The organism is Bacillus sp. FJAT-27001, assembly GCF_019039175.1.
In the GTDB taxonomy this organism is placed as follows: domain Bacteria; phylum Bacillota; class Bacilli; order Bacillales; family Bacillaceae; genus Bacillus; species Bacillus velezensis.
This window is the reverse complement of record NZ_JAHOAA010000002.1, coordinates 351,845-374,571: the sequence shown is the minus strand read 5'-3', so window position 1 is coordinate 374,571 and position 22,727 is coordinate 351,845. Positions and strand designations below refer to the sequence as shown.

Below are 22,727 nucleotides of genomic sequence, written 5' to 3'. Positions count from 1 at the left end.
TCCTCAAACACTTTCTCAAAAGTCCCGATTGGCAGTGAACTCCCCTTTCATTGATCGACAAAAGCTTCCGGAATAAGGAATCTCCTCAAAAAAGGATCAAAACTTTTATCAAGTTTGATCCTTTTCCCTTTTTAGTCATTTCTTTGCGAACGTTTATAGACATTCATGGTTACCAGCCAGCTCATAACAACGATTCCTGCAAAAAGAATGAGCATATTACTGTACAAATAAGCGGAATAATCAGCATTAACAGGCAGCAGCCTTTGATCCAGCAAGCGGATCGATAATAAACCGCCTGCAATTGCAATGCCTGTTCCCTCTGATAAAAAGCTCGTAAAATTAAGCAGACTCATTCCGGCGCCGGCTTCCTTTTGTTTCAAACTGCCAGACACAATTGTAGATATAACCGTTTTTGTGAAGGAGAGCCCCCCAAAAACAAAAACGATGATAACGGTCATGAGCCAAGGTGCCGCATCTATGAAAAAGGCAGCGATTAAAAAGCTGGAAGACATCAATACAATCCCAATGGTCAGCACATATAAAGAACCTTTCCGATCAACAAGCCATCCTCCAATGTAACCGAAGATGATGACGCTCATCGTCCCGGGAAACATAATCCCGCTTCCAATTGCCGCAGTACTTAAATGGTGAACATCTTTCATCATATAAGGAACCATAGACACAAATCCTGCTGCAGTGCCGAATATCAGGCCTCCGCAAAGGGCGCCCATCATAAACAAGGCATTTTTCCCCAGCGCAGGGTCAACAAAGGGATCTTGAGTTTTCCTAATATGTTTCACAAATATCAGGAAAGCTAGAATACTGATGATCAGAAAAGACATTCTATATGACGTTGTAAACAGCAGAAAAAATACGATGCCTGCAGACATTAATATAATCCCCGCCATATCAAAGCGCCCGCTGATTCTTTCTTCCTTTTCCAGCAGTTTCATCAGGAATGGAACGGTGATAACTGTTGCTGTCGGAATAAGCAGCAAATATGACCAGTGAATATAATGAGCGATCATTCCGCCAATAGCTGGTCCGGCACCTTCCCCCATTGCCACCAGCGACCCGATCAGACCAAATGCTTTACCCCTGTTTTCTTTCGGAATATAGCGTACTACTGCAACCATCACAAGAGCCGGGAATGCGGCTGCACCAGCCCCTTGAATAAATCGGGCCAGAATGAGTACAGGAAAGACAGAGTGTCCGACAAATCCAATGATCGACCCGAAGCCATTTACCATAATTCCAAATAGGAGCAGCTTTTTGATCCCCAGCTGATCTGATAACTTTCCATACAGAGCAGTTCCGATGGAAAAGGTTAACATAAAGGCCGTGTTCACCCAGTTTGCACTCGCTGGCAGTTTATGAAAATCGTTGGCGATATCAGGTAATGATACGTTCAAAACCATTTCATTTAATGCGCTGAAAAATGACAGAACACAAAGCCAAATGAACACTTGGTGGTGCCGTAAAGCTGACTGTGAATAAGGCGTATTCACAAATTTCCCTCCATTAATGAGGGCAGACGCAGTTTATAGGGCCATTGATACGCTTCCCTCTTTTAATTGGACCCTGTTCATTTTTTTGCACTTCATACATAACTCCCCCTGCATTGATTGATATACCTTATTATAAATCCTCAAGCCGATGTTTTGAATACTTTGCGACACACACCCGCAAATGACGAAACATCAAATACTGTTATATTTAAAATTTACAGTACCAAAAAACCGCAATTTCATTTGCTGTTGAAAAATTGGAATAAAGCATTGTATCGACCGCTCCTATGACAAAGTTATTTTTGGCATAAAAATGACAAGCTGAAACATTAATATCTTGTGTTTCAAGCATAAGACCGCATAAATGATTCTCCTTCGCCCACTCAATCGATTTATGTAATAAAGCCGTCCCGACACCATTTTTTCTATAATCTTTTGCAACGGCAATGTCTTCAATCAGTGCGTATCCATTCCAATTAGAACGAAGCTTACTCCGGCCGACACAGTCGTTCTCTGCGTAATAAAAAAAGACAACTTTATCCTCTTCTTCAATATAACTGACATCAATGTCTTCATCGTCATATTTTTTGACATAAGGCTCAGCAAATTTCTCCTCTGTATATGTCCAAACATTGTCCTCAAATGAAGGGATGATTCTCCCTGAAACTACGAAAGGTTCGTTTGGTTTATTGAAGTCTTTCATATTGAATCGCGTCATTTTAGTTATCATCATAATCACCTTTCTGCATTTATTGACCTTAATTTACATCTATTGAACTGTTGATTCGTCTGCATGTCATGGATACCGGTTTAATCACTCTAAGACTAAAACAAAAAAGATACCAACATCGATTGGTATCATCTATTCTTTCGAGCCCTTACAACAATATCCTATTTCGGAGCTTCCAAACCGAATTTAATCCATTCCTCTTTTGCCGGACCGTAAATACCCGGAACAGGTAAACCTGCTTGTCTCATAAGGACAGTCATTTGTCCTCGATGATGGTTTTGATGTTGAATTAAAAACATCAAAAGTGAACCATTTGGCAATTGCTGACCAATAAAGTTGACACATTCTTGAAGTGTATCGTCAGTCCATTGCGTTTTTAACGCCTGTACAAATGCATTACTGGCTTGATGATAACTCTCAGCAATAAACCGCGCCGATGCAGGAACAGGATAATCTTCGGCCGGAGCGTGAAACGTTAAATCTGTGTTTGAGGTAATGATGTGAATGGCAGCGACAGTATGCCAAGCAATACGGCCTAAAGTCCAATGTTCTGAAGTGATTTCTTGTTTAAGTGATTCATCAGTCAGATGATTCAGCAGTTTTTGTGTCGCATCGGCTTCGAATTCCCAAGATTTCAAAAAATGGTCTAAAGTTTGAAACATAAAAATCCTCCTTATCCTTTTTTGTTTTTCTATGTATCTGCAGTTCAATTATAGTGCTCCGTTTAGTTAAAAAAGAACAAAACGATAGACAGACATTTTTAACAGAAAGCCCGAACTGACAACAACAGACAAAATATAAGAACATAACGGATACCTCTATACTTCTTTTTCTTCAATCGACAAAAAAAGGATAGCTGTTCAAACAGGATTCTTCTGTCTAATATTTTCTCTTTGCAAAAGTCCATATCGTCTTAGTGATTGAACCGGAGACAAAACAGCTCCCCGTCATCATAGCCACCCAAATGAAAAATGTCGGTTCGGCACCTATTACAATAAACATGAATATCAAGGACAAAATGAAGACAATAACAACCATCATCCATACTTTTTTAAAGATGAAATATCCTAAAATCCCTAACAGAAAAGAAGCTGCCGGAAGAAAAATAAGAATGATATACGCGGGGCTCAACAGCGGGCTAATACAAACACCTCCGAATTTCAAAACGAGGCAGTTCCTACTTTTTGTCTGATATGAAGTGATTTTTTTCATCTTGATATTACACCGCTTCATTCATTTTATACATATTATACCAATACCATCGAGTCAAATATAGATATTTATTCATTTTTAACATACTTTAGGAAAATCAGGAGTGAATTAAAGTCTGAGGATAGCCCGCTTTTTCTATCCCTAGTAAGTCATGCCGCATTGATTTTAGCCCATCATTGTTTTTGCAGCGCTAATATTCTCATAATCGTGTGCATGACGCTGCTTTCCTCATTTGATTTGATGACAAAGTGCGCCGCATCTTTTATTTCGTCAATGGCATTCTTAACCGCAAAGCTGTAGGATGCCGCTTCCATCAATTCTTTGTCATTGCGGCCGTCTCCGAACGCCATTGTTTCATCAGCCGAAACCCCTAATAATCGCTGCAGTTCTTGTACTGTTGTTCCTTTATGTATTCCGATATTTGATATGTCCATCCAGGTATCCTCTGATGCTACGATATATAATTGGTGAAAAAATTCATGCAGCTTCTCTCTCGTTTCCGGACAGTTGGCGTCGGGGTCATGAACCGTAATCTTGATAAAATCGTCTTTTATCTCAGTAAAATCAGTTATTTTCGTTACATGTGCATAAGAGGCATTTACATATTTCATTTCACTTTCAGACAGATTTTCTTTTACGATCGCGCCATTTTTTGTGCACGCGATAATGCTATGCCCGCAGCTGATTTTTTCTAAAGCGCCTATAATTGACAGTCCCGCTTCATTGCTGATCAAAGATTCATATACGAACTTGCCGTTCTTTTTTATACGTGTGGCACTGTCTCCTAAAACCCAAAAATCATTCGCGTCTTCTCCGAATAAGGCTTCCACCCTTTCACACTGCTTCCCGGTGCAGATGGCGAAAGCGACATGCTGTTCCTCCATTACTCGTTTTGTCTTTTCAAATAACGTTCTGTCAAAATCGCCTTGATTATTTAAAAATGTACCGTCTAAATCCGTAATCACTAATTTAATCATCGTTCAGCACCTCCGCAGTTAAAACGTCTTTTTCAGACAAAGGGTTTTTCACATTTGAGGATGGAATCAATCGCATTTAAGACCCCTTCTTCATTGTTTGATTGCGTGATATGCGCGGCAGCCTGTTTAATGCTTTCCTGCGCATTATCCATGGCGACCCCGTATTTCACGGCGGACACCATCTCCAGATCATTGCCGCTGTCTCCGAAGGCCGCACACTCTTCATCACCCATCCCCCATTGTTTCTGGAGAAGCTTAATCCCGCTTGCTTTATGAAGCCCCGGTATGATCAGATCTATGTCACCGTGCCCGCTTGATACAGGCGTGACGAAAGACCCGATGGCGTTTTTCAAATGGCTCAGAAGTGCGGAACAATGTTCGGCGGGAAAGCTGATGGAAAATTTTAAAATGTCATCATCGATGTTTTCAAAATGCGGCACCCTTTTTAACACATAATAATACTTACTGGCATGCAGATATTCATCTTCACCGGCCTTTTCATGAATATACGCGCTTTTTTTTCCGCAGACAATGACGTTTTTCACCTCATACTGCTCTAAAGCAAGGATCACTGCTTTTATAGTGTTTTCAGACATGCTACCCGCGAATAATTCTTCTCCGGCATTCACGACGAAAGCGCCATTCTCAGCAACGAAAGCGATTTCACTTTTGATTTCCGGAAAGAAGGATGTAAGCTGCGCATATTGGTTTCCGCTTGCTACGGCAAATTTAATCCCCCGCGATTTTAATTCACGATACTGATTCATAAAACGCTCTTTATTATATGCCATTTCATCATTCAAAAACGTTCCGTCCATATCAACCGCTATCAGTTTGATACTCATATTGTCCTCCTTTTTTCGGCCGCTTTTGTCAGAGACCCTTGAAGAGATCATGCATAAAGCGTATGAACGAATTATATCCGCAGTTGTTTTGCGCCGTAAATCATTGGCTGACGTCTTGTTTTGAATGACACAAAAAGTGATTTGTCACATAAATATAACACTATGTTTCTTTTAAAAATGATATGTTACGATTAGATGTACATTCACCATTCTCATAAAAAGGAGAATCCCCCTGCATGTTCACACACGAAATGATTGCTTCATTTAACGAGCTTGAAACTTCTTTATACAACTACATCTCCCAAAATAGCGAGAAAGTCGTCTATATGCGAATCCGTGAATTGGCAAATGAAACCCATGTATCTACGGCTTCTATTTTACGTTTCTGCAAAAAAATAAACTGTGAAGGGTTTTCGGAGTTTAAGGTGAAGCTGAAAATGTATACGGAGGCAAATAAAAAAACGATTTTAAAGAGTCCCCATCATTCCGTTGCCGAGTTTTTTGAAAGAACAGTAAGCGGAGAGATGGAAGAAAAGCTGAAGGAAGCAGCAGCCCTTGCGGCCGATGCAGAAAGCGTCATTTTTATCGGAGTGGGAAGTTCAGGAATTCTCGCCGAATACGGGGCCAGATATTTTTCGTGCTTAGGGAAACTTTCAATGTATATTAAAGATCCTTACTTTCCGGCCCATTCCCATTTCCGTCATAACAGCATCACAATCGCATTATCGGTTTCAGGTGAAGGAGATTCTACGGTGACTCATCTGAATCAGCTGAAACAAGAAGGCAGCCGGGTCATCAGTATTACAAATCATAAACATTCAACCATTGCCAAAATGTCCGATGTGAATATTTCATATTACGTGACGGAAGAATGGGTTGAAAATGCGAATGTCACCACCCAAATCCCCGCTATGTACATACTTGAATCAATGGCTCGGGAGATATACAAATTGAGAGAATAAATTCAGGAACGAAAACACTGATACACTGGAAATTCCGTCCTTTTTGTAAAAATAATAAAAAACCCTTCTCTGATGCTAGAGAAGGGTTTTGAGGATCACAGATGAGACACAATACAATTTGCATGGCCTGCCAGTTTATATTCTCCCAAACCGGAAGGCAGGAGAATATGATCTCCTTTTCTAAAGGGATATTCATGTCCGCCTGCACTCATTATTCCGTCTCCTTCGATCACGCTGACAAGAAGGAAGGGATGATGCTGGAATAGATTTGCTTCACCTTTTACAACCCACTTTTCGACTGAAAAATAAGGACATTCTATTAAAACAGCTGCCAGCAGATCATCTGTTTGTTTATATTGAACGGTCGGCCGTTCACGGACAGATGGAACGTCTATCACTTCTATACTTTTTTCCAAATGGAGCTCGCGCAGCCTGCCGTCCGCATCTTTTCTTCCGTAATCATACAATCTGTAAGTCGTATCTGAATTTTGCTGCGTCTCTAAAATAAGTGTGCCCTTTCCAATCGCGTGAACGGTGCCGCTTGGGACAAAGAAGAAATCTCCCGGCTTTACCTTAACTCTGTTCAGGAGCCCGCCCCATTCTCCGCGCTCAATCATGGATATCAGTTCTTCTTTTGTTGTTGCGTTGTGGCCGAAAATGATCTCCGCATCTTTTGCACAATCAATGATATACCAGCATTCGGTTTTTCCAAGTTCCCCGTTTTCATGCATTTTGGCAAAGTCATCATTCGGATGCACCTGAACGGACAGGTCTTGGTCCGCGTCCAAAATTTTTGTAAGAAGAGGAAAACGATCTCCTTCAAGGTTTCCGAATAAATCTCTGTGATGCTCCCACAATTCACCGAGCGTACATCCTTTATACATGCCGTTTTGAACTGTGCTCTGTCCATTTTGATGAGCGGCGAAGGCCCAGCACTCCCCTGTCCGCTCGGACGGAATATTATAGTGAAAATCACGCAGGGCGGCGCCTCCCCAAATTCTTTCTTTGAAAACCGGATTGAAAAATATCGGTTCAGTAGACATGATCATCCCCCGCTTTATTCGATTTCTTCCAGAAGCTCATACGCCTCTTCTTTTGTCTGAACGGAGAGCAGCCTTTCCCGATAGCTGTCATCCATCAGTTTTCGGGATAACATCTGCAATATTTTCAGATGCTGATTTCCGCCGCTTTCCTTCGGTACGGCAATCATAAAAATCAGTTTTGCATCAGAACCATCAAGGCTGTTCCAGTCAACACCCGAGCGTCTTATTCCGAATGCGACACCCGGCGTTTTGACGGCTTCAGACTTTCCGTGCGGAATGGCGATATTCATACCTATCGCCGTGGTTCCCTGCTGTTCCCGGCTCAAAATGGCCTGCTTAAATCCGCTGTCAGACAGCAGCATACCTTTACGGGACATTTTCTCGATCATTTCGTCGACAATGTCATCCCTCGTTTCGCCGGATAAATGCGGTTCAATCAAGTCCGTACTGATAATGTCAGTCAGTTTTTTGATTTCGGTCATCCCGGCTTTTCGGCTGTCAGCCTGAGATGGTTCCTTTGTTTCTTTTGCCGCTGCAGCTTCATTTGGTGCGGCAGACTGCAGCACCTCGCCGGGCGCGGGGGATTTCGCCATATCTTTCTTCAGTACATTAACCAACAGAGCGGTGACAAGAGAGCCTGCTGTTACAGCGATAAAAAACATCAGTACATGATCTACTGCTCCAAGTACAGCAACGATGGGGCCGCCGTGTGCCACTCTGTCCCCCACATGGCCGATCATCGCTATCACCGATCCGGTCATAGAACCCGCCATAATACTCGGGATCACACGAAGGGGGTCTTGGGCCGCAAATGGAATGGCTCCTTCCGTGATACCGAAAAGGCCCATCGTAAATGATGCTTTTCCCATTTCTCTTTCTGCGGCGGCGAATTTTCTTTTTCCTAAAAACGTTGCAATCCCAAGCCCTATCGGCGGTATACAAATGGAAACGGCAATCGGGCCCATGATTTCATAATTTCCTTCTCCGATCATTGCCGATCCGAAAAGAAAGGCCACCTTGTTTACGGGTCCTCCCATATCAAAGGAGATCATCGCTCCTAAAATCAATGCCAGAAGAATTGAGCTCGAACCTTTCATTCCCGCAAGCCAAACTGTTAATGATGCGAAAATATGAGCGACGGGGGCGCCGATCAGAAAGACAAACGCCAAACCGACGATCAGTGAGGCAAACACCGGAATAATAATGATCGGCATAATCGGCTGTATTGCTTTAGGAACTTTACATTTTTTGATTCCAAGCGCCGCATATCCCGCCAAAAATCCCGCAATGATTCCTCCAAGAAATCCTGCGCCGCTTGCACTGTCGTAAAAGCTGCCGGATGCCGCAATATATCCGCCGATCATTCCGGGGACAAGACCCGGCTTATCAGCGATGCTGAACGCGATGTACCCGGCTAAAATCGGGATCATGAATGAAAAAGAAGCACTGCCGATCTGTTCAATCGTTTTCCAAAAAGACTCGTCCGGAATGACTAACCCCTTTGGTGTTTTTTCTCCTCCAAGCGTCAATGCAACCGCTATCAATAATCCGCCGACGACAATGAAAGGAACCATAAAAGAAACGCCGTTCATTAAATGACGGTAAATCGGGTTTTGTTTTTTGCCCTGCTGACTTGCGGATTCAGCTTTTGAAGCAGATTGATAGACCGGCACTTCACCGCTAAGCGCTTTTTGAATTAATTCTTCCGGTTTGCGGATGCCTTCCTGAACCCCGACGGCCAGCAGCTTTTTTCCCGCGAATCGGTCTTTGTTCACCGAGCGGTCCGCCGCGATAATGATTGCGTCTGCTTCCCGGATTTCCTCTTCGGTCAGCCTATTTTCCACCCCGATTCCGCCTTGGGTTTCCACTTTGATCTCAACGCCTAATCTGCCGGCTGCTTTTTGTAAATTTTCAGCAGCCATATACGTATGGGCAATGCCGTTCGGACATGATGTAATCGCTAACAGTTTCATATAAATCCTCCTTTGCAGTCTGAATTTCAAGATCTTGTCTCAACTTTATACTGAAATCAGCCTGTGATAAGCGCGTTTTTTTACCATAAGTTCCGGAAATAACGGCATTTTTCCCTATAAACAGAAAAAAAGCAGGGAGATATTCCCTGCTTTTAATAGTTTAAATACGATAAAAACGTCATCACATTTTTTTCTTCCGTCAGTTTTTGAATAAATGCCGGCTGCTCGCTAAGATAGGAAAGCTCACTGAATAATTGCTTTACCTTGTTTTGATCTTCGTGTTTGACAGCAAGCATAAAAACGAGCGACACCTTTTCTGTCCCCCATTCAATCGGCTCTTTTAAGGTGGCGATTGCAATGGCTGATTGTTTGATATATTTAGAGTTCGCGTGAGGGATGGCAATACCCGCCCCGATATTTGTCGCCGACATTTTTTCTCTCATTACTGCATGAATGCCATACTCTTTTTCTACATAGCCTTTTTCATACAAAGCCTGCGCCAGCTTTTCAATGACCTGATAACGGTGCTCTGTCTCTTGCTGTAAAAAAACGAGAAACGGAGTCGTGTCGTTCAGCATTTTAAACGTTTTTTGCTCCCGGCGGTGCGATGTATCAAGCTGTTGCATAAATGCGCTGAGCTTCTTTTCATCAGCAGACTCCAAAAGCGGTGATACGACAATATGAGGGATCGTTACATTTCCAAGCCCTATCGTAGAAATAACGAAATCTATATCTTTATGCTTTTTGATATACTCTGTCAGCTCCGCTTTTGCGATACAGTCTTTTACCGTAATGTGATGAAATTTGCGTTCAATTTTAGTCCGCAGCAATTGTGACATGCCAATGCCCATATGGCAGACGATGATCGTCCTTTTAGGGTTATGCCTGCTTCGGCGCAGCCGTTCGATCGCTGCCTGAAAATGCAGCGTCAAATAGGCCGCCTCTTCTTCAGGAATATAAAGATCAAATGTTTGATTGATGTCTTCTAAAACGTCAATGATAAGATGAAACAAATAAGGGTACATTTTTTTGATGTCGTGAAGCATGGGGTTTGAAACAGAGAGATCATAGCTCAGCCGCTTCAACACCGGATCGAGATGAATGTTCAATCCGTTGATCAGTTCCTGGTCTTTATGAAAATCCAGCATTTTCAGTTCTGAAACACGATTGATCAAATGCCTGACGACTTTGGAAAGCTCAGAATCTTCAAGATCAAGCTTCTTTTCTTGCTGCGATGGATAGCGGACTTTCCCGCCTATTATATGTAAAGTTAAATAGACGGCTTCTTCCTCAGGAAACCGGATGGCAAATACCGGCTCAAGCCGTTTTAAACAAGCCAGTGTCCATTCATATTCTTTCTTCTTTTTTACCGCGTCCAGCTGTCTTGCAGAAATGGCGACCGGCTGTTTCATTTTGATACGGCGGATAGTCAGCAATGTATGCAGCAGCAAACTTTCAAATGTTTCATCCGTAAAATAGATAGAATGTTTTTTTTGTAATAACTTGATTTCTTTTCTCACAAAGTCCGCTTCATAACTTAAAAACTTACTTTTTATAAATTGGCTTGTAAATTCCGCATTATCAATCAAATCTGAAATTCGCGCCAATGCTTTTCTTTTGTTTTTTTCGTCCCCTTCAATCTTTAAGCCGAGCCGCTGTTTAGAAACCAGCGTGAGATCAAATCGCTTCAGCCACTCTTCAACCGCACTTACATCCTTTTTAATGGAAGCTCTGTTTACAAAATGCTGTGCGGCAATTTCTTTTGCGGAAACGGGCTTTGAATTCATTAATAAATCATAAGCGATGTGAAGTATTCTTTCTTCATCAGTCTTGTGCCTGCACGTAAAGTGCTCATTATAAATTTGCCGGCTTAACCGTGACCTTTCCTGTTCAGATATATGTAAATAGACGCCTAATCCCGGTTTGCGGATCAGCTGAGCTTGAGCATGTTCATTCAGGAAATCTTCAATCGTTTTCAAATCATTCCTGATCGTTTTTTCAGAACAGCGGACCCTGTCTGCGAAATCTTGCACAACTAAGTAGTCATCAGGTTCAGATAACAACAGATACAAAATCTTTTTCTGCCTTGAATTCATGTATTTCATCTGTTTTTCTATCCTTCCTGTCCGTTTCTGCTGGAGCAATTGTGATAGGTTAAATATACTGCACATACGAAACCGTTTTCATTTTATAGTGAAACAAAAGAGTAAAAAGTTTTGTTTTTTACCGCAGATTCCGGAAAAATCATGTTTTATACTAAAGCTGTTCACCTTTGGTTGACAACAAAACACCAACCGTTTTTAAACGATTGGTGTCGGCAGCAAAAACCTGCTGTTACAGCCAAAATGTTTCGCCAAGCGCTAATGCTTTCAGGTTTTCAGGAGGTAATGCAAGTCGGTCCCACTCGCCATGCAGTCTGCTTAATGCTTCCGGGCCTGTATCATCAGCAAGCCGGAATGCCCCGTAATGCATGGGAATGAAGCTGTCAGCCTTCAGCTCCAAAAACGCTTTCACGGCGTCTTCCGGATTGATATGTGACACTTGCATAAACCATTCCGGTTCGTATGCTCCGATCGGCATCAGAGCCGCCTTAATACGAAACCTCTCTCCGATTTCTTTAAAGCCTTCAAAATAGCCTGTATCTCCTGCAAAATAGATGGACTCGCCGTTTTTGCTTTCTATGACCCAGCCTCCCCAATGAGAGGTATCGGTATCCCAAAGCGTTCTCCGTGTCCAGTGCTGGGCCGGAACAAATGATATATTCACCCCCCGCATCTCAAAACGATCCCACCAATTCATTTCATGGACCTTTTTGCGGCCTTTTTTGTTGAACAGCTTTTTCAGTCCCGCAGGCACGTAAAAATCCGGGTTTCCTCTCAGTTTTTTTATACTCGGAAAATCAAGATGGTCATAATGCCCATGTGAGATGAGCACAGCATCAATGTCAGGCAGTTCGCTCAACTCATATCCCGGCTCTGTCAGCCGTTTTTGAAAACCCATCCTCCGCGCCCATACAGGGTCGGTCATTATGTTAAGCCCCTGTATTTGGATCAGAAATGAAGAATGGCCGATCCATGTTATGGCGGTTTCCGTCCGATTGACAGCAACATCACGGACATCCCTTGTGACCGCTTTCGGAATGTTCTCGCTTAAGTCTTTACTTTTTTCTCTTCGTTCTTTCATCCATTTCCACATGTCTCTGAATCCATGTTCATTCTTCACGCCATTCAAGTTTTCATATCTTTTTTTCATTATCATTCTCCCTTGACACGTGTTCCATTAGATTCATCGGACATTTATACAATGTCTGTAAATACCGCCCCGCTTGCTTCGGCTAAATCTTGAGGCGCTGCTTTCAGCTGCATTCCGATTTTCCCCGCACTGACAATCATAAACTCCAGTGTTTCAGCGGATCTATCAATAAGAGTCGGAAACCTTTTTTTCATGCCAATCGGAGAGCAGCCGCCGCGCATATAGCCGGTTACTCCCAAAAGGTCCTTCATGGCAATCATTTCTATTTTCTTCTCACCTGCCGCCTTCGCAGCTTTTTTCAGATTCAGTTCTTTTGCAACGGGAACGACAAAGACGTAATAATGATCAGTTCCTGCAGATGCCACTAAGGTTTTATAAACATATTCGGCAGCGTATCCGATTTTTTGTGAAACGGAAAGACCGTCTGCGGGCTGTCCCCCTTCTGTTTTGTAACCTAATAGCTCATAGGGAATGTTTTGCTGCTCAATGATACGGACAGCATTTGTTTTCACTGTTTTTTTCGCCATGGTTTTCCTCCGTTTTCTGTATTTCTTTCTGCTTTATTTTCAACTTTGATTTTAATAAAATGACCGCTCAGTTGCGTGCTTTGTAATACTCAAGTGCAAACTGTTTAAAACGCTCAGCAGCGGGAGAGAGAGCATGGTTTTTCAGCTGGGCTAACGCTATGGTGCGTTCGCATTGGTAATCTGCAACCGGAAGAAAAACGACCGGAAAGTATGAATGCTCCGCGGTTTTCGGCAGCACTGCAGCCCCCAGACCCGCGGCGGTCAGCCCTAATATGGTTGACACTTCCTCTCCTTCAAATGCGAGATGCGGGTGTATATTCAAATCCCGGCACATCAGATCAAACATATACCTCAGCCCGTATCCCGGTTTAAAACCCACAAAATCCTCGTCCTGCATCTCTTTCATTTGAATGCTTTTATTTCCTGCAAGCGGGTGGTTCTCAGGTAGCACCGCATAAAGAGGCTCTTTCTCCAGCACTGTCCATTGTAAAAGCTCGCTGGGAAGCGGCGGGGAACTGAGACAGATATCCGCATCTCCCGTTTCCACCATTTTGCGAAGCGTTTCATTTGCGCCTTGATAAAGCCGGAAGGTCACGTTTGGGTATAGCTTTTTAAATTCGGCAATCAGCTGAGGCATTAAGCGCAGCCCGAGCGTATGAAGAAAAGATACAGATATTTCGCCGTGCTCCAGGCTCATATTCTTTTTCACTTGTTCAACGCCTTCATTTAAAGCTCGTCTCGCTTGTTTTGCTTTTATTAAGAACTGCTCTCCGTGCCTTGTCAGCCGGACGGCTTTTGTCTCTCTGTAAAATAACGGCGCGCCTAATTCTTCTTCGAGCCTGATAATCGATCGGCTTAATGCCGGCTGAGAAATCATTCTTTCTTTTGCCGCATTTGTGAAATGCTGATGAGTTGCCGCCGCAATGAAGTTGTCAATTTGATGAAGCTCCATTTTCTCCTTCTCCCCTTTCTTCATAACCTACACGCATTAATTCTATAGTTATTATAAATTAGACACATTGAAATGAAAAGCGTACGATACATATATAACCAACAGTGAGAAAAGAGGGACATTCATGACGTTTATTCAGCCTCACACAAAGGCTTACAGAAAGGCCAGCTTGGCTCTGTTTATCAGCGGCTTTGTGACCTTCGCCACGCTTTACACGACACAGCCGCTTATGCCTTTGTTTTCGGAAGAGTTTCATATTTCCGCTGCGGCTGCCAGCTTAACTTTATCCATCTCAACAGCCGTTTTGGCATTTTCATTATTGGCCGCCGCTTCGTTGTCTGACGGATTCGGCAGAAAAAAATTAATGGTGCTGTCGTTAACAGCTACTTCTGTTTTAGGTCTATTAACAGCGTTCAGTCCGGCCTTTCCGGCGCTTTTGGCGATGAGGGCGCTGCTCGGTATTTTCCTGGCAGGAGTTCCGGCTGTCGCTATGACATATGTAGGCGAGGAGTTTGATCCGAAGGGCCTCGGGAAAATGATGGGCTTGTATATCAGCGGCACAAGCATCGGGGGAATGAGCGGCAGGCTGTTAACGGGGCTTCTGACCGATGTATTCGGCTGGCGGCCGGCGCTTGCCATCATCGGCATTCTTTCTATTGTATTAAGCTATTTGTTTTGGCGTTTTCTTCCGGCTCCGCGCCATTCATCTCAGCGGCATGCGGGCGTAAAAGCGGCATGTAAGGAATACGGAGCGGTCCTGCACCGCAAACGGCTGCTTTTGTTAATATCTCTGGGATTTATATTAATGGGGAGTTTTGTGACATTATATAATTATATCGGCTTTCATTTAATGGCGGCTCCTTATCATTTGTCGCAGACTGTGATCGGTTTTATTTTTATTGTCTATCTCGCGGGAACGTTCAGCTCGGTCTATATGGGGAAAAAAGCAGATCTTTTCGGAAGCGGAAAAATGATTAAGATTGCGATTTTTGTTATGCTTGCCGGCGCAGCGGTGACACTTTTGCCCCAGCTTGCGCTCAAAATCGCGGGGATTGCCGTCTTTACCTTCGGCTTTTTCGGCGCTCATTCGATCGCAAGCGCCTGGGTCGGCCGCGCAGCCGGTGATCAGCGCGCGCAAGCCTCTTCATTATATCTGCTTGCATACTATATCGGTTCAAGCGTGGCCGGGTCTTGCGGCGGTTTCTTTTGGACGCATTTTCATTGGATCGGTATCATTTCATTTATTTCGGTTTTGCTATTGCTGTCTTATCCGGTTTTATTTCTGGCGGAATTCAGAAAAAAGGGACATAGCCGCCTGCATGTAAATCAATAAAAACATTAAAGATTTGTGCCTTTTGTCCGATACTAAAGATAAGGCCGGCACGATACTCCCTATAACTATTCCTTTTGATTCAGTAGATTTCAAATATCGTGCCGGCTTTCTTCAATTAAAAAACATTCTTCAGTTGTCTCACTCTTCTGTTACATACCTGCCCAAACATCTTTCGCATATCTTCCTTCCGCCTGCAGCTGTTCAAGCCACTCCAAGGAAACTTTTGAATCGGTGTTATGCACCTTTTCATACGCCTGAAGCAGTACATTTTCGACAGCCGGAGCCATTTTGCTTCCGTCGCCGCATATATAGAGATGGCCGCCTTGGTCAAGAAGGGCAATAATTTGTGCAGCCTCGCGAAGCAGAACATCCTGTACATATACTTTACAGTCCTGATCTAACCTGGAATACGCCCGATGCACGGTGACAAGGCCGTTTTTCTCCGCATGGTCGAATTCATCTTTGTACAGATCGTCTTCTTCAGGATGCCGGCAGCCGAAGTATAAATGAGCTTCACCCAGGCTGTTACCGGACATTTTTTCGGCAGCCCGCGCCTGGATAAATCCCCTGAACGGCGCAATTCCTGTGCCTGCTCCGACCATAATGAGAGGCGTTTTCGGATTTTCAGGCAATGCGAAACCCGACTGCGGCGAGCGGATGAAACAGACGGCAGAATCGCCTTTTTGTAATCCGGCTAAATAGTTCGAAGCCACGCCCCGGTATTCCCCACGGCCGCTCCATGCCGGAGCCGTCACAACGCCGACCGTGATACTGAGCTCCCCGCTGGTTGCCTTCGGTGAGCTTGAGATTGAATAATAGCGCGCCTTTAAGGACGGCAGAAGTTCTAAAAAGCGCTCAAACGGCAGTTCACATGCAGGATAATCTTCCAGCAGGTCCAGCATGGTCATTCGTTTTTTCAGCACGTTTTCTTTATATGCCGCATCATCAGAATAAAGATGCTCCAATTCTTTTTGGTGCGGCGGGCACACGGTATGTGCGGCAAGTTCGCGAAGCTGGGCTCTCGTTGCCGGCTCCTGCAGCTCTACATAGGACGCCAAAAGCTCCGGCGCATTAACCGGCCGGTCCATCGGCAGATGAGGCAGCTGCCGGCCCTTGATCTTAAAGTGCTGGTTCGGATCAAGACCGAATCGGCGAATGACACGGCTGATCAGTTCCCCGCTGTTTTGCGGAAGCACCCCGAGATGATCTCCTTCCTGATACGTTTCTGTTTCGGGGAGACGCAGCTCAATATGCCGGACTGAGCGCTTGCTGCTTTCGGTATGAAGCTCTTTGTTCGTGATGACCTCCGCCTCAAATGCTTTGTACGTTTTGGCAATCGGCGTCTCGGCTGCTTCACTTACGTATTCGATTGATAACTGTGATTTGTTTGTCTGTTTTGGAGCGGCCTCTATATGAAAAGCCTTCATGATGTCCTTCCAGAATGAGTCTTCCCAGGCTTCCTGACTGTACTCAAAATCATCGGCATTGTCGCCCTCCCCGATAGAGGTCAGCCGTTTTGCCCCTTTTTCTTCAAGCACTTTGTCTATCAGGCGGGGGATCCTTTGGTAAGTGGCGGCCCAGTTGCGGTCTCCGCAGCCGAAGACGGCGTAAGAAACACCCTTTAATTCCTGATCTTCAAGGGTTTCCATCCATTTCACAAAACCCGCTGCATTATCAGGCGGCGCCCCGTTATAAGAAGCCGTAACAATAACGACCGCGCCTTTTACAGGCAGTTTCCCGGCATAATCATCGAGCGGGCCGGTTTCAGTTGAAAATCCTTTGCTTCTTCCGATATCAGCCAGCTCTTCCGCGATTCCTTCCGCAGTTCCCAAATTTGAACCGTAAAGAATGAGAAGCGGCGTTCCGTGGGACGGGATTTCTTTCGTTTCTTCTTTGTGACCGCTGCCTTCAGCTTTATGGTTTTGTACGGGCTGATGATTGGACACGTCCTTGTTTTTCACACGGATTTTAAAATCACCGGGCTTAATGGTTAGAGCTTCTTTAATCGTAAGCTCATAATCAGTATGATCAATCAGTTCAAAATGTTTCAGGACAAGGCCGAGCACCATTGTCGCTTCCTGCAGGGCAAACTGCATCCCGATGCATGCGCGCTGTCCGTTTCCGAACGGCTTATACGCATCTGCCGGGATTGCCGCGGGATCACTGAACCTTTCCGGACGGAATGACTCGGCATCTTCTCCCCATGCGCTTTTATCCCGGTGCAGCTGCGGAGTCAGAATCGTCACCGGCTGTCCCTTCGCAATCGGATATTTCCCGCCGAGAACCGTATCTTCTTTCGCGTACAGAGAAAATGCCGGGGCAGTCGGATACAGCCGCAAAGTCTCGTTTAGCACCATGCGGATATATGTCAGCTGCTGAATCTGCTTATATTCAGGGGTCTCTCCCGTCAGCACCCGCTCGGCTTCCTGAACGGCTTTTTTCAATTTATCTTTATTTTTCAGCAGGCAGTATATCGCAAAAGAAAGCAGCCCGCTTGTGGTTTCATGCCCAGCGATCAAAAAGGTAATGATTTGATAACGGATATTTTCATCATCCAGCCTTTCCCCCGTTACGGGGTCTTTCGCTTCAAGCATCAATGCTAAAAGGTCAGACAGATTCTCATCCGGATTTTCCCTCCGTTCAGCGATGATCCGGTCTACAAGCGAATTCATCTCTTCAATATCCTGCTGGAACTGATGTCTCGTTTTGATCATCAGCTTGTCCTGCAGGCTGTGTCTTTGTGATTGGCGCATTGCCTCCTGCAGCGCACGAAGCATACTTGTGATAAAAGGATGCTGTGTGTCGCGGTAAAAGCTGTTAAAGCGGTAATGAAATCCGCACAGGCCGATTGTATCCAGCGTCAGGCGCGTCATATCTTCGGCAACATCAATTTCTTCATTCGGATTTAATCTGCTCCACTTCTGCACGAGCTGCATGGCAATATCCAGCATCATTGAATGATAGCCTTTCATCGCCTTCTGGCTGAAGCTCGGCAATAAAATCCGATGCGCTTTCTGCCAATTCTTTTCGTGAGTCCAGCTCGTAAATAGTCCGTCACCGCCAAACTCACGGACCTTCAGCAAAGCTTTGCTGAGATTTTTGTCAAATCGCTTTTCATCGCAGACTTCTGCCGCGAGCTCGCGGCCTGATACGAAGACCCCGACAGAGCTCGGAAATTCAAAACGAAAGATCGGGCCGTATTCTTCGGCAATTTTCCAAAGCGATTGTGACAGTTTTTCTTTTTCCAAGTGAGGGAGATTTTTCAGAGGCCCGTATGTTTTCGGCTGCGGTATAGCGCTTAGCTGTTTCATATCGATCTTCCTTCCTTCGGCGAATAGTTAATGAGTTCTGATGGCATCCCAAGAACATTGTTCCAGTTCTTTCAGAAACGGTTTTGTTATTTCGACGCTTCCCGTCCGGATAAGCTGATAGAGTTTGAGATATGCCCCGAGCAGCAGCGCCATCAGCACATTGGACGGCAGATTGCGGAGCACGCCTTCAGACTTGCCGCGCTGAAAAAAGACGTCAAGCATCTGTGTTATTTCATCAAGAAGCTTACGGCTCGTTTCATTCAGAAAGTAGGCGTCCTTATTCGTTTCAAGAAAAAACAATGCATACTCACTTTCCTTCGTAAAATCAATCAGACAATAAAACAGGTGATGAAACCCTTCTCTTACAGATATCCCCTGAAAGTCCGTTTTGACTTTTTTCATAAAACGCTGCGCACTTTCCTGATACAGTACGTTCACAAGTGTCTCTTTACTGTCAAAGTAACGGTAAATTGTGCCGGTTCCGACATCGGCCTGAGCGGCAATCATCGGAATCGTCGTGGCGTCAAATCCTCTATCTGTAAACAAAGTAAGCGACGCTTTCATAATGAGTTCAACCTTATTTGAAGCTGTCATTTCATCCCCCTTTCTAAATGCGGAATGAATATTCATTCCGTTTGTTCAAAATATTTAAAATGTACGGTCATCTGATTACCATTGTATAAGAAAAAAACTTTTTTTAATATAAAATATATGTGAAATAACCAAAAATAAGGAAATATGCCCAATTTCACAAAAAGAGCTGCAGTGACTTAAGCAGCTCTTTTTATTTCCCAAGAAATATTCTATTTAATGGCAGTAATAAAATGGAATGAATCTCTGCTGACAACTGAAATGTCTCTGAAATGCTGATCATAGAGCACCTCAATCACATCCTTTTCACTCATCCGCGAAGGTTTCAAAACCATATAGAAACACCCGTCAATTTGAAGAACGCGGTACACTTCTTTACATGCCGTCCGGTAATCGCTGACTGTTTCAGCAGTATGTAACGAGAAGACTTTATGAAAACTGCGGTCGCGGAACGGTATGCTTTCCGGCCTCCCCTGCTGAATGTTTCCGAGCCCGGCTTTTATAACCGAACGGTTTGCGCGCTGTGTTTTCCGTATTTTACGTTTCGATGTTTCTATGCTTTTAAGACTGCCCTTTTCAAGCTGTCCGATGATTTGTTTAAACATTGAGCCGTTTCCGGTCCCGATTTCCAAAATGCGGTCGTATTCCTGTATGTCCATCAAGATTTGCTGAATGACTGACTCTGCCGGTTCTGATGCAGCAAAGTATTTCGCGCGCATTCGTTTTAATGCTGAAGATGTGTGTTGCAACATTGTATAACACCCGCTTTTCCATTCCTGTGATTTATTATTCAGAAATAATATTACCTCATATTAGTATGAGGTACTAACTAGACGCACTTCTCTTCATGAACGTTTCGATTTATTTGAAATTTATATTTGTTTTCATAAAAAAAAAGACGGAAAACGTAGGTTTTCCGCCTGCTCTAGTACCAATAATACGGTGCTATATATCTTGTCTGCCGGGAAAGCGCCGCCATTCTCTGCCGGCGATACGGGTTGCCGTAGCCGTGTTTAAATGAATGGGGCATTGACGCATACCCGTGCCCGATGGATGGAATTCTGTTCTGACCGCCTTGCATGCTATCACCCGCTTACCAATTTTTCTTTCTTTACCATGGTATGCAGGCCGTCTGCGACGTGACAGCAACATCCTCGCTAAACCTGGTCCTTCTCCATTGTGTAATGATTCAGCAGTTCAATTCTGAACATGATAATCTCCTCCTTCTCCTCCGTTTTGGCCCTTCGTGTCCGTTCAGTTCATATAAAAGTGTTTCAGCTGGCGTTCTTTCGCTTCATTATAAAACTCTTCGACCTGCTGTTCTCGTTCATACTCTTCCGCACTTTTAAAACGCTTTGAAATGGTCAGTGTTAAAAAGAAAAGATTAATGGTCATTATCGCTCACCCCCTTTCAATATCCGCACAAGCGAAAATAACCCGCAGCAAAGTTCATATGCGCTGCGGGCAGACTAAATCCGCAGACAAAAGAAGACTGTGCTTCTTTCCCTGCGGGGAGCTGCGAATGTCCTGATACTCCGAAATTAACGTGCTTGACGGGCAGAGGTTAAGGAAGGACACGAACTCTTCCACAGGCTGAATCGGTTCAATTGTAGATTTTGATTGCCGTTTAACGTCGTCATGTGATTCAACCTCCCTTTGCTTTTTTCTTACTTTGTAAGTATATCCATCAGCTTCCATTTTGTAAACATTTTTTTCAAGATTTGGACGGAAAATGTGCTGGCATTCTGCTTCAATTGTCCGTGTTTTCCGGCATCTTTCTTACCTCAGGAAACTCTTTTCATCCCTTGCTTTTTCTGATCTTTTTTTGAATATGCAATAAAATAAATAAGACCGACAAACACTGCCCCGCCGATGACATTCCCGATAAAGGCCGGAATGAGATTGCCAATCAGATCACCCCACGAAAAAGAACCTGCAAATATCGCAGCCGGGATGATAAACATATTGGCTACAACGTGCTGAAAACCAATTGCGACAAACGCCATAATCGGAAACCATATACCCGCGATTTTTCCGGCTCCGTCTTCTGCGCCGAAAGAAAGCCAGACAGCCAAACAGACAAGCCAGTTACAGCCGATCGCCGAAACAATGACTTTTCCAAACGGCATATCCAATTTGCCTTGTGCGACCGCAATCGTTTTTTCCAAGTAAGGTCCTGTTTCGGTTAATCCGACAACATGTCCGAAAAAGTAAGCGACAAACAGTGCGCCGACAAGATTCATCAACGTCACGATCACCCAATTTTTCACTAATGCACCGGCGGATATTCTTCTGGAAAACAGCGCCATGGATACCGACATCATATTTCCCGTAATCAGCTCCGCGCCGGCAAGAACAACGAGCACCAATCCGATGGGAAACACGGACGCCCCGATTAAACTCGACAGGCTTCCCCATTCTTTCGGAAGGTCGCCGATGACACGGATATCAAGCAAATAACCGAGTGCGATAAACGCTCCTCCCAAAAATCCTAATACAATCAGTGCTGAAAGCGGTGAATGCACCTTTTTTACCCCTGATTCGACCGCAAGCTCCGCTATTTCGTCCGGTTTACGAAAAGCCATAATAACCCCTCCATTTATCATTTCAGCCCGCAGTTTCCAAAGACGCCTAACAAAAAAGGCAGCATTCAACTAACCCGTCTGAAAAAACGGGGTTTGAATGCTGCCTAACTTGTATGCATACCCATACAACAATATCAAGCAGAATGAAAATATGCGGTATAGAATATGTACAGATCATGCACACATTCCATAAAAAATCGTCCTTAGGCCACTGCTGGCAGTTCATATCATATCAAATGTGACAATTTCGTGTCAATTGAATATTGTCAGCTTTTGATTTCTTCTTTATGCTCTTCAATTGAGCGGTCAAAGACAAACACCGATACAGCAATATTTTCCTCTATTTTTATATCTGAAAACAGATGCACCAGCTTTGCTCCGATGAGCTCTTCCATTCCGTCAGGCGTTTGTTTTGAATACAGCTCCTGAATTAAGCTGGTTCGCGCCGCATGAACCATTTCTCTTCCTTCAGGCGTGCGTGCGATAAACTGCTCACTTGCGCTTAGATTGCCGTAAAGTGTAGATACCGCCATGTTATCCACAAAAACGGTGTGAATTCGTTCAGGCCCCTTTCCAAATAATTCTTTGCGCAATTTCCGGATAATATCGTTAAATTCATGAATTTTTTTAGACATATTGTCCCCTCCGATTTTAGCCTATGAAAGACATTCCCGGTTCCCCTTTGTGACATTTCACCTGGTTAAAGTTTTCCTTTCGTATTGTATTATAATAAATATCACCTTATAATAAAAGCAGTGAAGATGGATTTGTAATAGGAAACGTGTTATGAGTCTATCGTTTTATACAAATAGGATTGGTCTGTTAGTAAGACTTGCTAGTGAACTATTCCGCCATGCGTATTTTTACCGTTCTCCGGACAGGAGGCCGGTATCTATGTGCATGGCTTTTTTTCGAGTTTAAAAGAT

The 22,727-nt window shown here is 44.0% G+C and carries 22 protein-coding genes; 2 read left to right on the top strand and 20 right to left on the bottom strand.

Annotated features, from left to right (window positions below; translation table 11 throughout):
• Nucleotides 1-131: 131 nt before the first annotated feature.
• The 7 genes from tet to BGM27_RS06530 form a co-directional block, all read right to left on the bottom strand.
• On the bottom strand, nt 132-1,508 hold the full coding sequence (tet, locus tag BGM27_RS06560; protein WP_007408243.1) for a Tet(L)/Tet(K)/Tet(45) family tetracycline efflux MFS transporter: 1,377 nt from the start codon (nt 1,506-1,508) through the stop codon (nt 132-134).
• A 33-nt stretch (nt 1,509-1,541) separates the two neighbouring features.
• Nucleotides 1,542-1,604, bottom strand: coding sequence for a tetracycline resistance efflux system leader peptide (locus tag BGM27_RS20785; protein WP_134816631.1), 63 nt, complete (start codon nt 1,602-1,604; stop codon nt 1,542-1,544).
• Nucleotides 1,605-1,716: 112 nt separating this feature from the next.
• A complete protein-coding gene (gene satA, locus BGM27_RS06550; RefSeq protein WP_007408242.1) occupies nt 1,717-2,238 on the bottom strand; it encodes a streptothricin N-acetyltransferase SatA in 522 nt (173 codons plus the stop codon).
• Nucleotides 2,239-2,399: 161 nt separating this feature from the next.
• Nucleotides 2,400-2,900 (bottom strand): DinB family protein, encoded by a 501-nt coding sequence (locus tag BGM27_RS06545; RefSeq protein ID WP_007408241.1) that lies wholly within the window; start codon nt 2,898-2,900, stop codon nt 2,400-2,402.
• 217 nt (nt 2,901-3,117) lie between these two features.
• Nucleotides 3,118-3,450 (bottom strand): DUF2651 family protein, encoded by a 333-nt coding sequence (locus BGM27_RS06540; protein WP_007408240.1) that lies wholly within the window; start codon nt 3,448-3,450, stop codon nt 3,118-3,120.
• 173 nt (nt 3,451-3,623) lie between these two features.
• Nucleotides 3,624-4,427: an HAD-IIB family hydrolase gene (locus BGM27_RS06535; RefSeq protein WP_007408239.1), complete on the bottom strand. Its 804-nt coding sequence runs from the start codon at nt 4,425-4,427 to the stop codon at nt 3,624-3,626.
• Nucleotides 4,428-4,459: 32 nt separating this feature from the next.
• Nucleotides 4,460-5,272 (bottom strand): Cof-type HAD-IIB family hydrolase, encoded by an 813-nt coding sequence (locus tag BGM27_RS06530; RefSeq protein WP_007408238.1) that lies wholly within the window; start codon nt 5,270-5,272, stop codon nt 4,460-4,462.
• 236 nt (nt 5,273-5,508) lie between these two features.
• On the opposite strand from BGM27_RS06530, the gene BGM27_RS06525 reads away from it, so the two are divergent.
• Nucleotides 5,509-6,234 carry a MurR/RpiR family transcriptional regulator gene (locus BGM27_RS06525; RefSeq protein WP_007408237.1) on the top strand — a complete coding sequence of 242 codons (726 nt, stop codon included), beginning with the start codon at nt 5,509-5,511 and terminating at the stop codon, nt 6,232-6,234.
• A 95-nt stretch (nt 6,235-6,329) separates the two neighbouring features.
• Here BGM27_RS06525 and manA read toward each other — a convergent pair whose 3' ends face one another.
• The 6 genes from manA to BGM27_RS06495 form a co-directional block, all read right to left on the bottom strand.
• Nucleotides 6,330-7,277: a mannose-6-phosphate isomerase, class I gene (manA, locus tag BGM27_RS06520; RefSeq protein ID WP_007408236.1), complete on the bottom strand. Its 948-nt coding sequence runs from the start codon at nt 7,275-7,277 to the stop codon at nt 6,330-6,332.
• Between the two features lie 14 nt (nt 7,278-7,291).
• Nucleotides 7,292-9,250, bottom strand: coding sequence for a fructose-specific PTS transporter subunit EIIC (locus BGM27_RS06515; RefSeq protein ID WP_007408235.1), 1,959 nt, complete (start codon nt 9,248-9,250; stop codon nt 7,292-7,294).
• 152 nt (nt 9,251-9,402) lie between these two features.
• The gene (manR, locus tag BGM27_RS06510) at nt 9,403-11,355 is read right to left on the bottom strand and encodes a mannose transport/utilization transcriptional regulator ManR (protein ID WP_020954247.1); all 1,953 of its coding nucleotides are present in this window, start codon (nt 11,353-11,355) and stop codon (nt 9,403-9,405) included.
• Nucleotides 11,356-11,584: 229 nt separating this feature from the next.
• Nucleotides 11,585-12,502 (bottom strand): MBL fold metallo-hydrolase, encoded by a 918-nt coding sequence (locus tag BGM27_RS06505; protein WP_007408233.1) that lies wholly within the window; start codon nt 12,500-12,502, stop codon nt 11,585-11,587.
• A gap of 44 nt (nt 12,503-12,546) precedes the next feature.
• Nucleotides 12,547-13,029: a Cys-tRNA(Pro) deacylase gene (gene ybaK, locus BGM27_RS06500; protein ID WP_007408232.1), complete on the bottom strand. Its 483-nt coding sequence runs from the start codon at nt 13,027-13,029 to the stop codon at nt 12,547-12,549.
• 67 nt (nt 13,030-13,096) lie between these two features.
• Nucleotides 13,097-13,981 (bottom strand): LysR family transcriptional regulator, encoded by an 885-nt coding sequence (locus BGM27_RS06495; RefSeq protein ID WP_007408231.1) that lies wholly within the window; start codon nt 13,979-13,981, stop codon nt 13,097-13,099.
• A gap of 124 nt (nt 13,982-14,105) precedes the next feature.
• Here BGM27_RS06495 and BGM27_RS06490 point away from each other — a divergent pair, with 124 nt between their 5' ends.
• Entirely contained in the window at nt 14,106-15,314 is a 1,209-nt protein-coding gene (locus tag BGM27_RS06490) for an MFS transporter (protein ID WP_007408230.1), read from the top strand.
• A gap of 149 nt (nt 15,315-15,463) precedes the next feature.
• Here BGM27_RS06490 and BGM27_RS06485 read toward each other — a convergent pair whose 3' ends face one another.
• The 7 genes from BGM27_RS06485 to BGM27_RS06455 all read right to left on the bottom strand — a co-directional run bounded on the left by BGM27_RS06485 (nt 15,464) and on the right by BGM27_RS06455 (nt 22,436).
• Nucleotides 15,464-18,625, bottom strand: a complete 3,162-nt coding sequence (locus tag BGM27_RS06485; RefSeq protein ID WP_007408229.1) for a bifunctional cytochrome P450/NADPH--P450 reductase — start codon at nt 18,623-18,625, stop codon at nt 15,464-15,466.
• A gap of 27 nt (nt 18,626-18,652) precedes the next feature.
• Entirely contained in the window at nt 18,653-19,219 is a 567-nt protein-coding gene (locus BGM27_RS06480; RefSeq protein WP_003152789.1) for a TetR/AcrR family transcriptional regulator, read from the bottom strand.
• 209 nt (nt 19,220-19,428) lie between these two features.
• Nucleotides 19,429-19,968 carry a class I SAM-dependent methyltransferase gene (locus BGM27_RS06475; RefSeq protein WP_007408228.1) on the bottom strand — a complete coding sequence of 180 codons (540 nt, stop codon included), beginning with the start codon at nt 19,966-19,968 and terminating at the stop codon, nt 19,429-19,431.
• Nucleotides 19,969-20,141: 173 nt separating this feature from the next.
• On the bottom strand, nt 20,142-20,297 hold the full coding sequence (locus BGM27_RS06470) for a hypothetical protein (RefSeq protein WP_007408227.1): 156 nt from the start codon (nt 20,295-20,297) through the stop codon (nt 20,142-20,144).
• A gap of 173 nt (nt 20,298-20,470) precedes the next feature.
• Nucleotides 20,471-20,611, bottom strand: a complete 141-nt coding sequence (locus BGM27_RS06465) for a YrzI family small protein (RefSeq protein ID WP_003152787.1) — start codon at nt 20,609-20,611, stop codon at nt 20,471-20,473.
• Nucleotides 20,612-21,000: 389 nt separating this feature from the next.
• The gene (locus BGM27_RS06460; RefSeq protein ID WP_007408225.1) at nt 21,001-21,801 is read right to left on the bottom strand and encodes a formate/nitrite transporter family protein; all 801 of its coding nucleotides are present in this window, start codon (nt 21,799-21,801) and stop codon (nt 21,001-21,003) included.
• Between the two features lie 266 nt (nt 21,802-22,067).
• Entirely contained in the window at nt 22,068-22,436 is a 369-nt protein-coding gene (locus BGM27_RS06455) for a Na-translocating system protein MpsC family protein (RefSeq protein WP_007408224.1), read from the bottom strand.
• Nucleotides 22,437-22,727 lie beyond the last annotated feature (291 nt).

Bases quoted from the DNA above. Each gene is read 5' to 3' on its own strand.
- BGM27_RS06455 (WP_007408224.1), bottom strand. From the start codon at position 22,436: ATGTCTAAAAAAATTCATGAATTTAACGATATTATCCGGAAATTGCGC.
- satA (WP_007408242.1), bottom strand. From the start codon at position 2,238: ATGATAACTAAAATGACGCGATTCAATATGAAAGACTTCAATAAACCA.
- BGM27_RS06535 (WP_007408239.1), bottom strand. From the start codon at position 4,427: ATGATTAAATTAGTGATTACGGATTTAGACGGTACATTTTTAAATAAT.
- BGM27_RS06545 (WP_007408241.1), bottom strand. From the start codon at position 2,900: ATGTTTCAAACTTTAGACCATTTTTTGAAATCTTGGGAATTCGAAGCC.
- BGM27_RS06525 (WP_007408237.1), top strand. From the start codon at position 5,509: ATGTTCACACACGAAATGATTGCTTCATTTAACGAGCTTGAAACTTCT.
- BGM27_RS06490 (WP_007408230.1), top strand. From the start codon at position 14,106: ATGACGTTTATTCAGCCTCACACAAAGGCTTACAGAAAGGCCAGCTTG.
- BGM27_RS06485 (WP_007408229.1), bottom strand. From the start codon at position 18,625: ATGAAACAGCTAAGCGCTATACCGCAGCCGAAAACATACGGGCCTCTG.
- BGM27_RS06530 (WP_007408238.1), bottom strand. From the start codon at position 5,272: ATGAGTATCAAACTGATAGCGGTTGATATGGACGGAACGTTTTTGAAT.
- BGM27_RS06480 (WP_003152789.1), bottom strand. From the start codon at position 19,219: ATGACAGCTTCAAATAAGGTTGAACTCATTATGAAAGCGTCGCTTACT.
- BGM27_RS06470 (WP_007408227.1), bottom strand. From the start codon at position 20,297: ATGCAAGGCGGTCAGAACAGAATTCCATCCATCGGGCACGGGTATGCG.
- BGM27_RS06475 (WP_007408228.1), bottom strand. From the start codon at position 19,968: ATGTTGCAACACACATCTTCAGCATTAAAACGAATGCGCGCGAAATAC.
- BGM27_RS06460 (WP_007408225.1), bottom strand. From the start codon at position 21,801: ATGGCTTTTCGTAAACCGGACGAAATAGCGGAGCTTGCGGTCGAATCA.
- manA (WP_007408236.1), bottom strand. From the start codon at position 7,277: ATGTCTACTGAACCGATATTTTTCAATCCGGTTTTCAAAGAAAGAATT.
- ybaK (WP_007408232.1), bottom strand. From the start codon at position 13,029: ATGGCGAAAAAAACAGTGAAAACAAATGCTGTCCGTATCATTGAGCAG.
- BGM27_RS06495 (WP_007408231.1), bottom strand. From the start codon at position 13,981: ATGGAGCTTCATCAAATTGACAACTTCATTGCGGCGGCAACTCATCAG.
- BGM27_RS06465 (WP_003152787.1), bottom strand. From the start codon at position 20,611: ATGACCATTAATCTTTTCTTTTTAACACTGACCATTTCAAAGCGTTTT.
- manR (WP_020954247.1), bottom strand. From the start codon at position 11,355: ATGAAATACATGAATTCAAGGCAGAAAAAGATTTTGTATCTGTTGTTA.
- BGM27_RS06505 (WP_007408233.1), bottom strand. From the start codon at position 12,502: ATGAAAAAAAGATATGAAAACTTGAATGGCGTGAAGAATGAACATGGA.
- BGM27_RS06515 (WP_007408235.1), bottom strand. From the start codon at position 9,250: ATGAAACTGTTAGCGATTACATCATGTCCGAACGGCATTGCCCATACG.
- BGM27_RS06540 (WP_007408240.1), bottom strand. From the start codon at position 3,450: ATGAAAAAAATCACTTCATATCAGACAAAAAGTAGGAACTGCCTCGTT.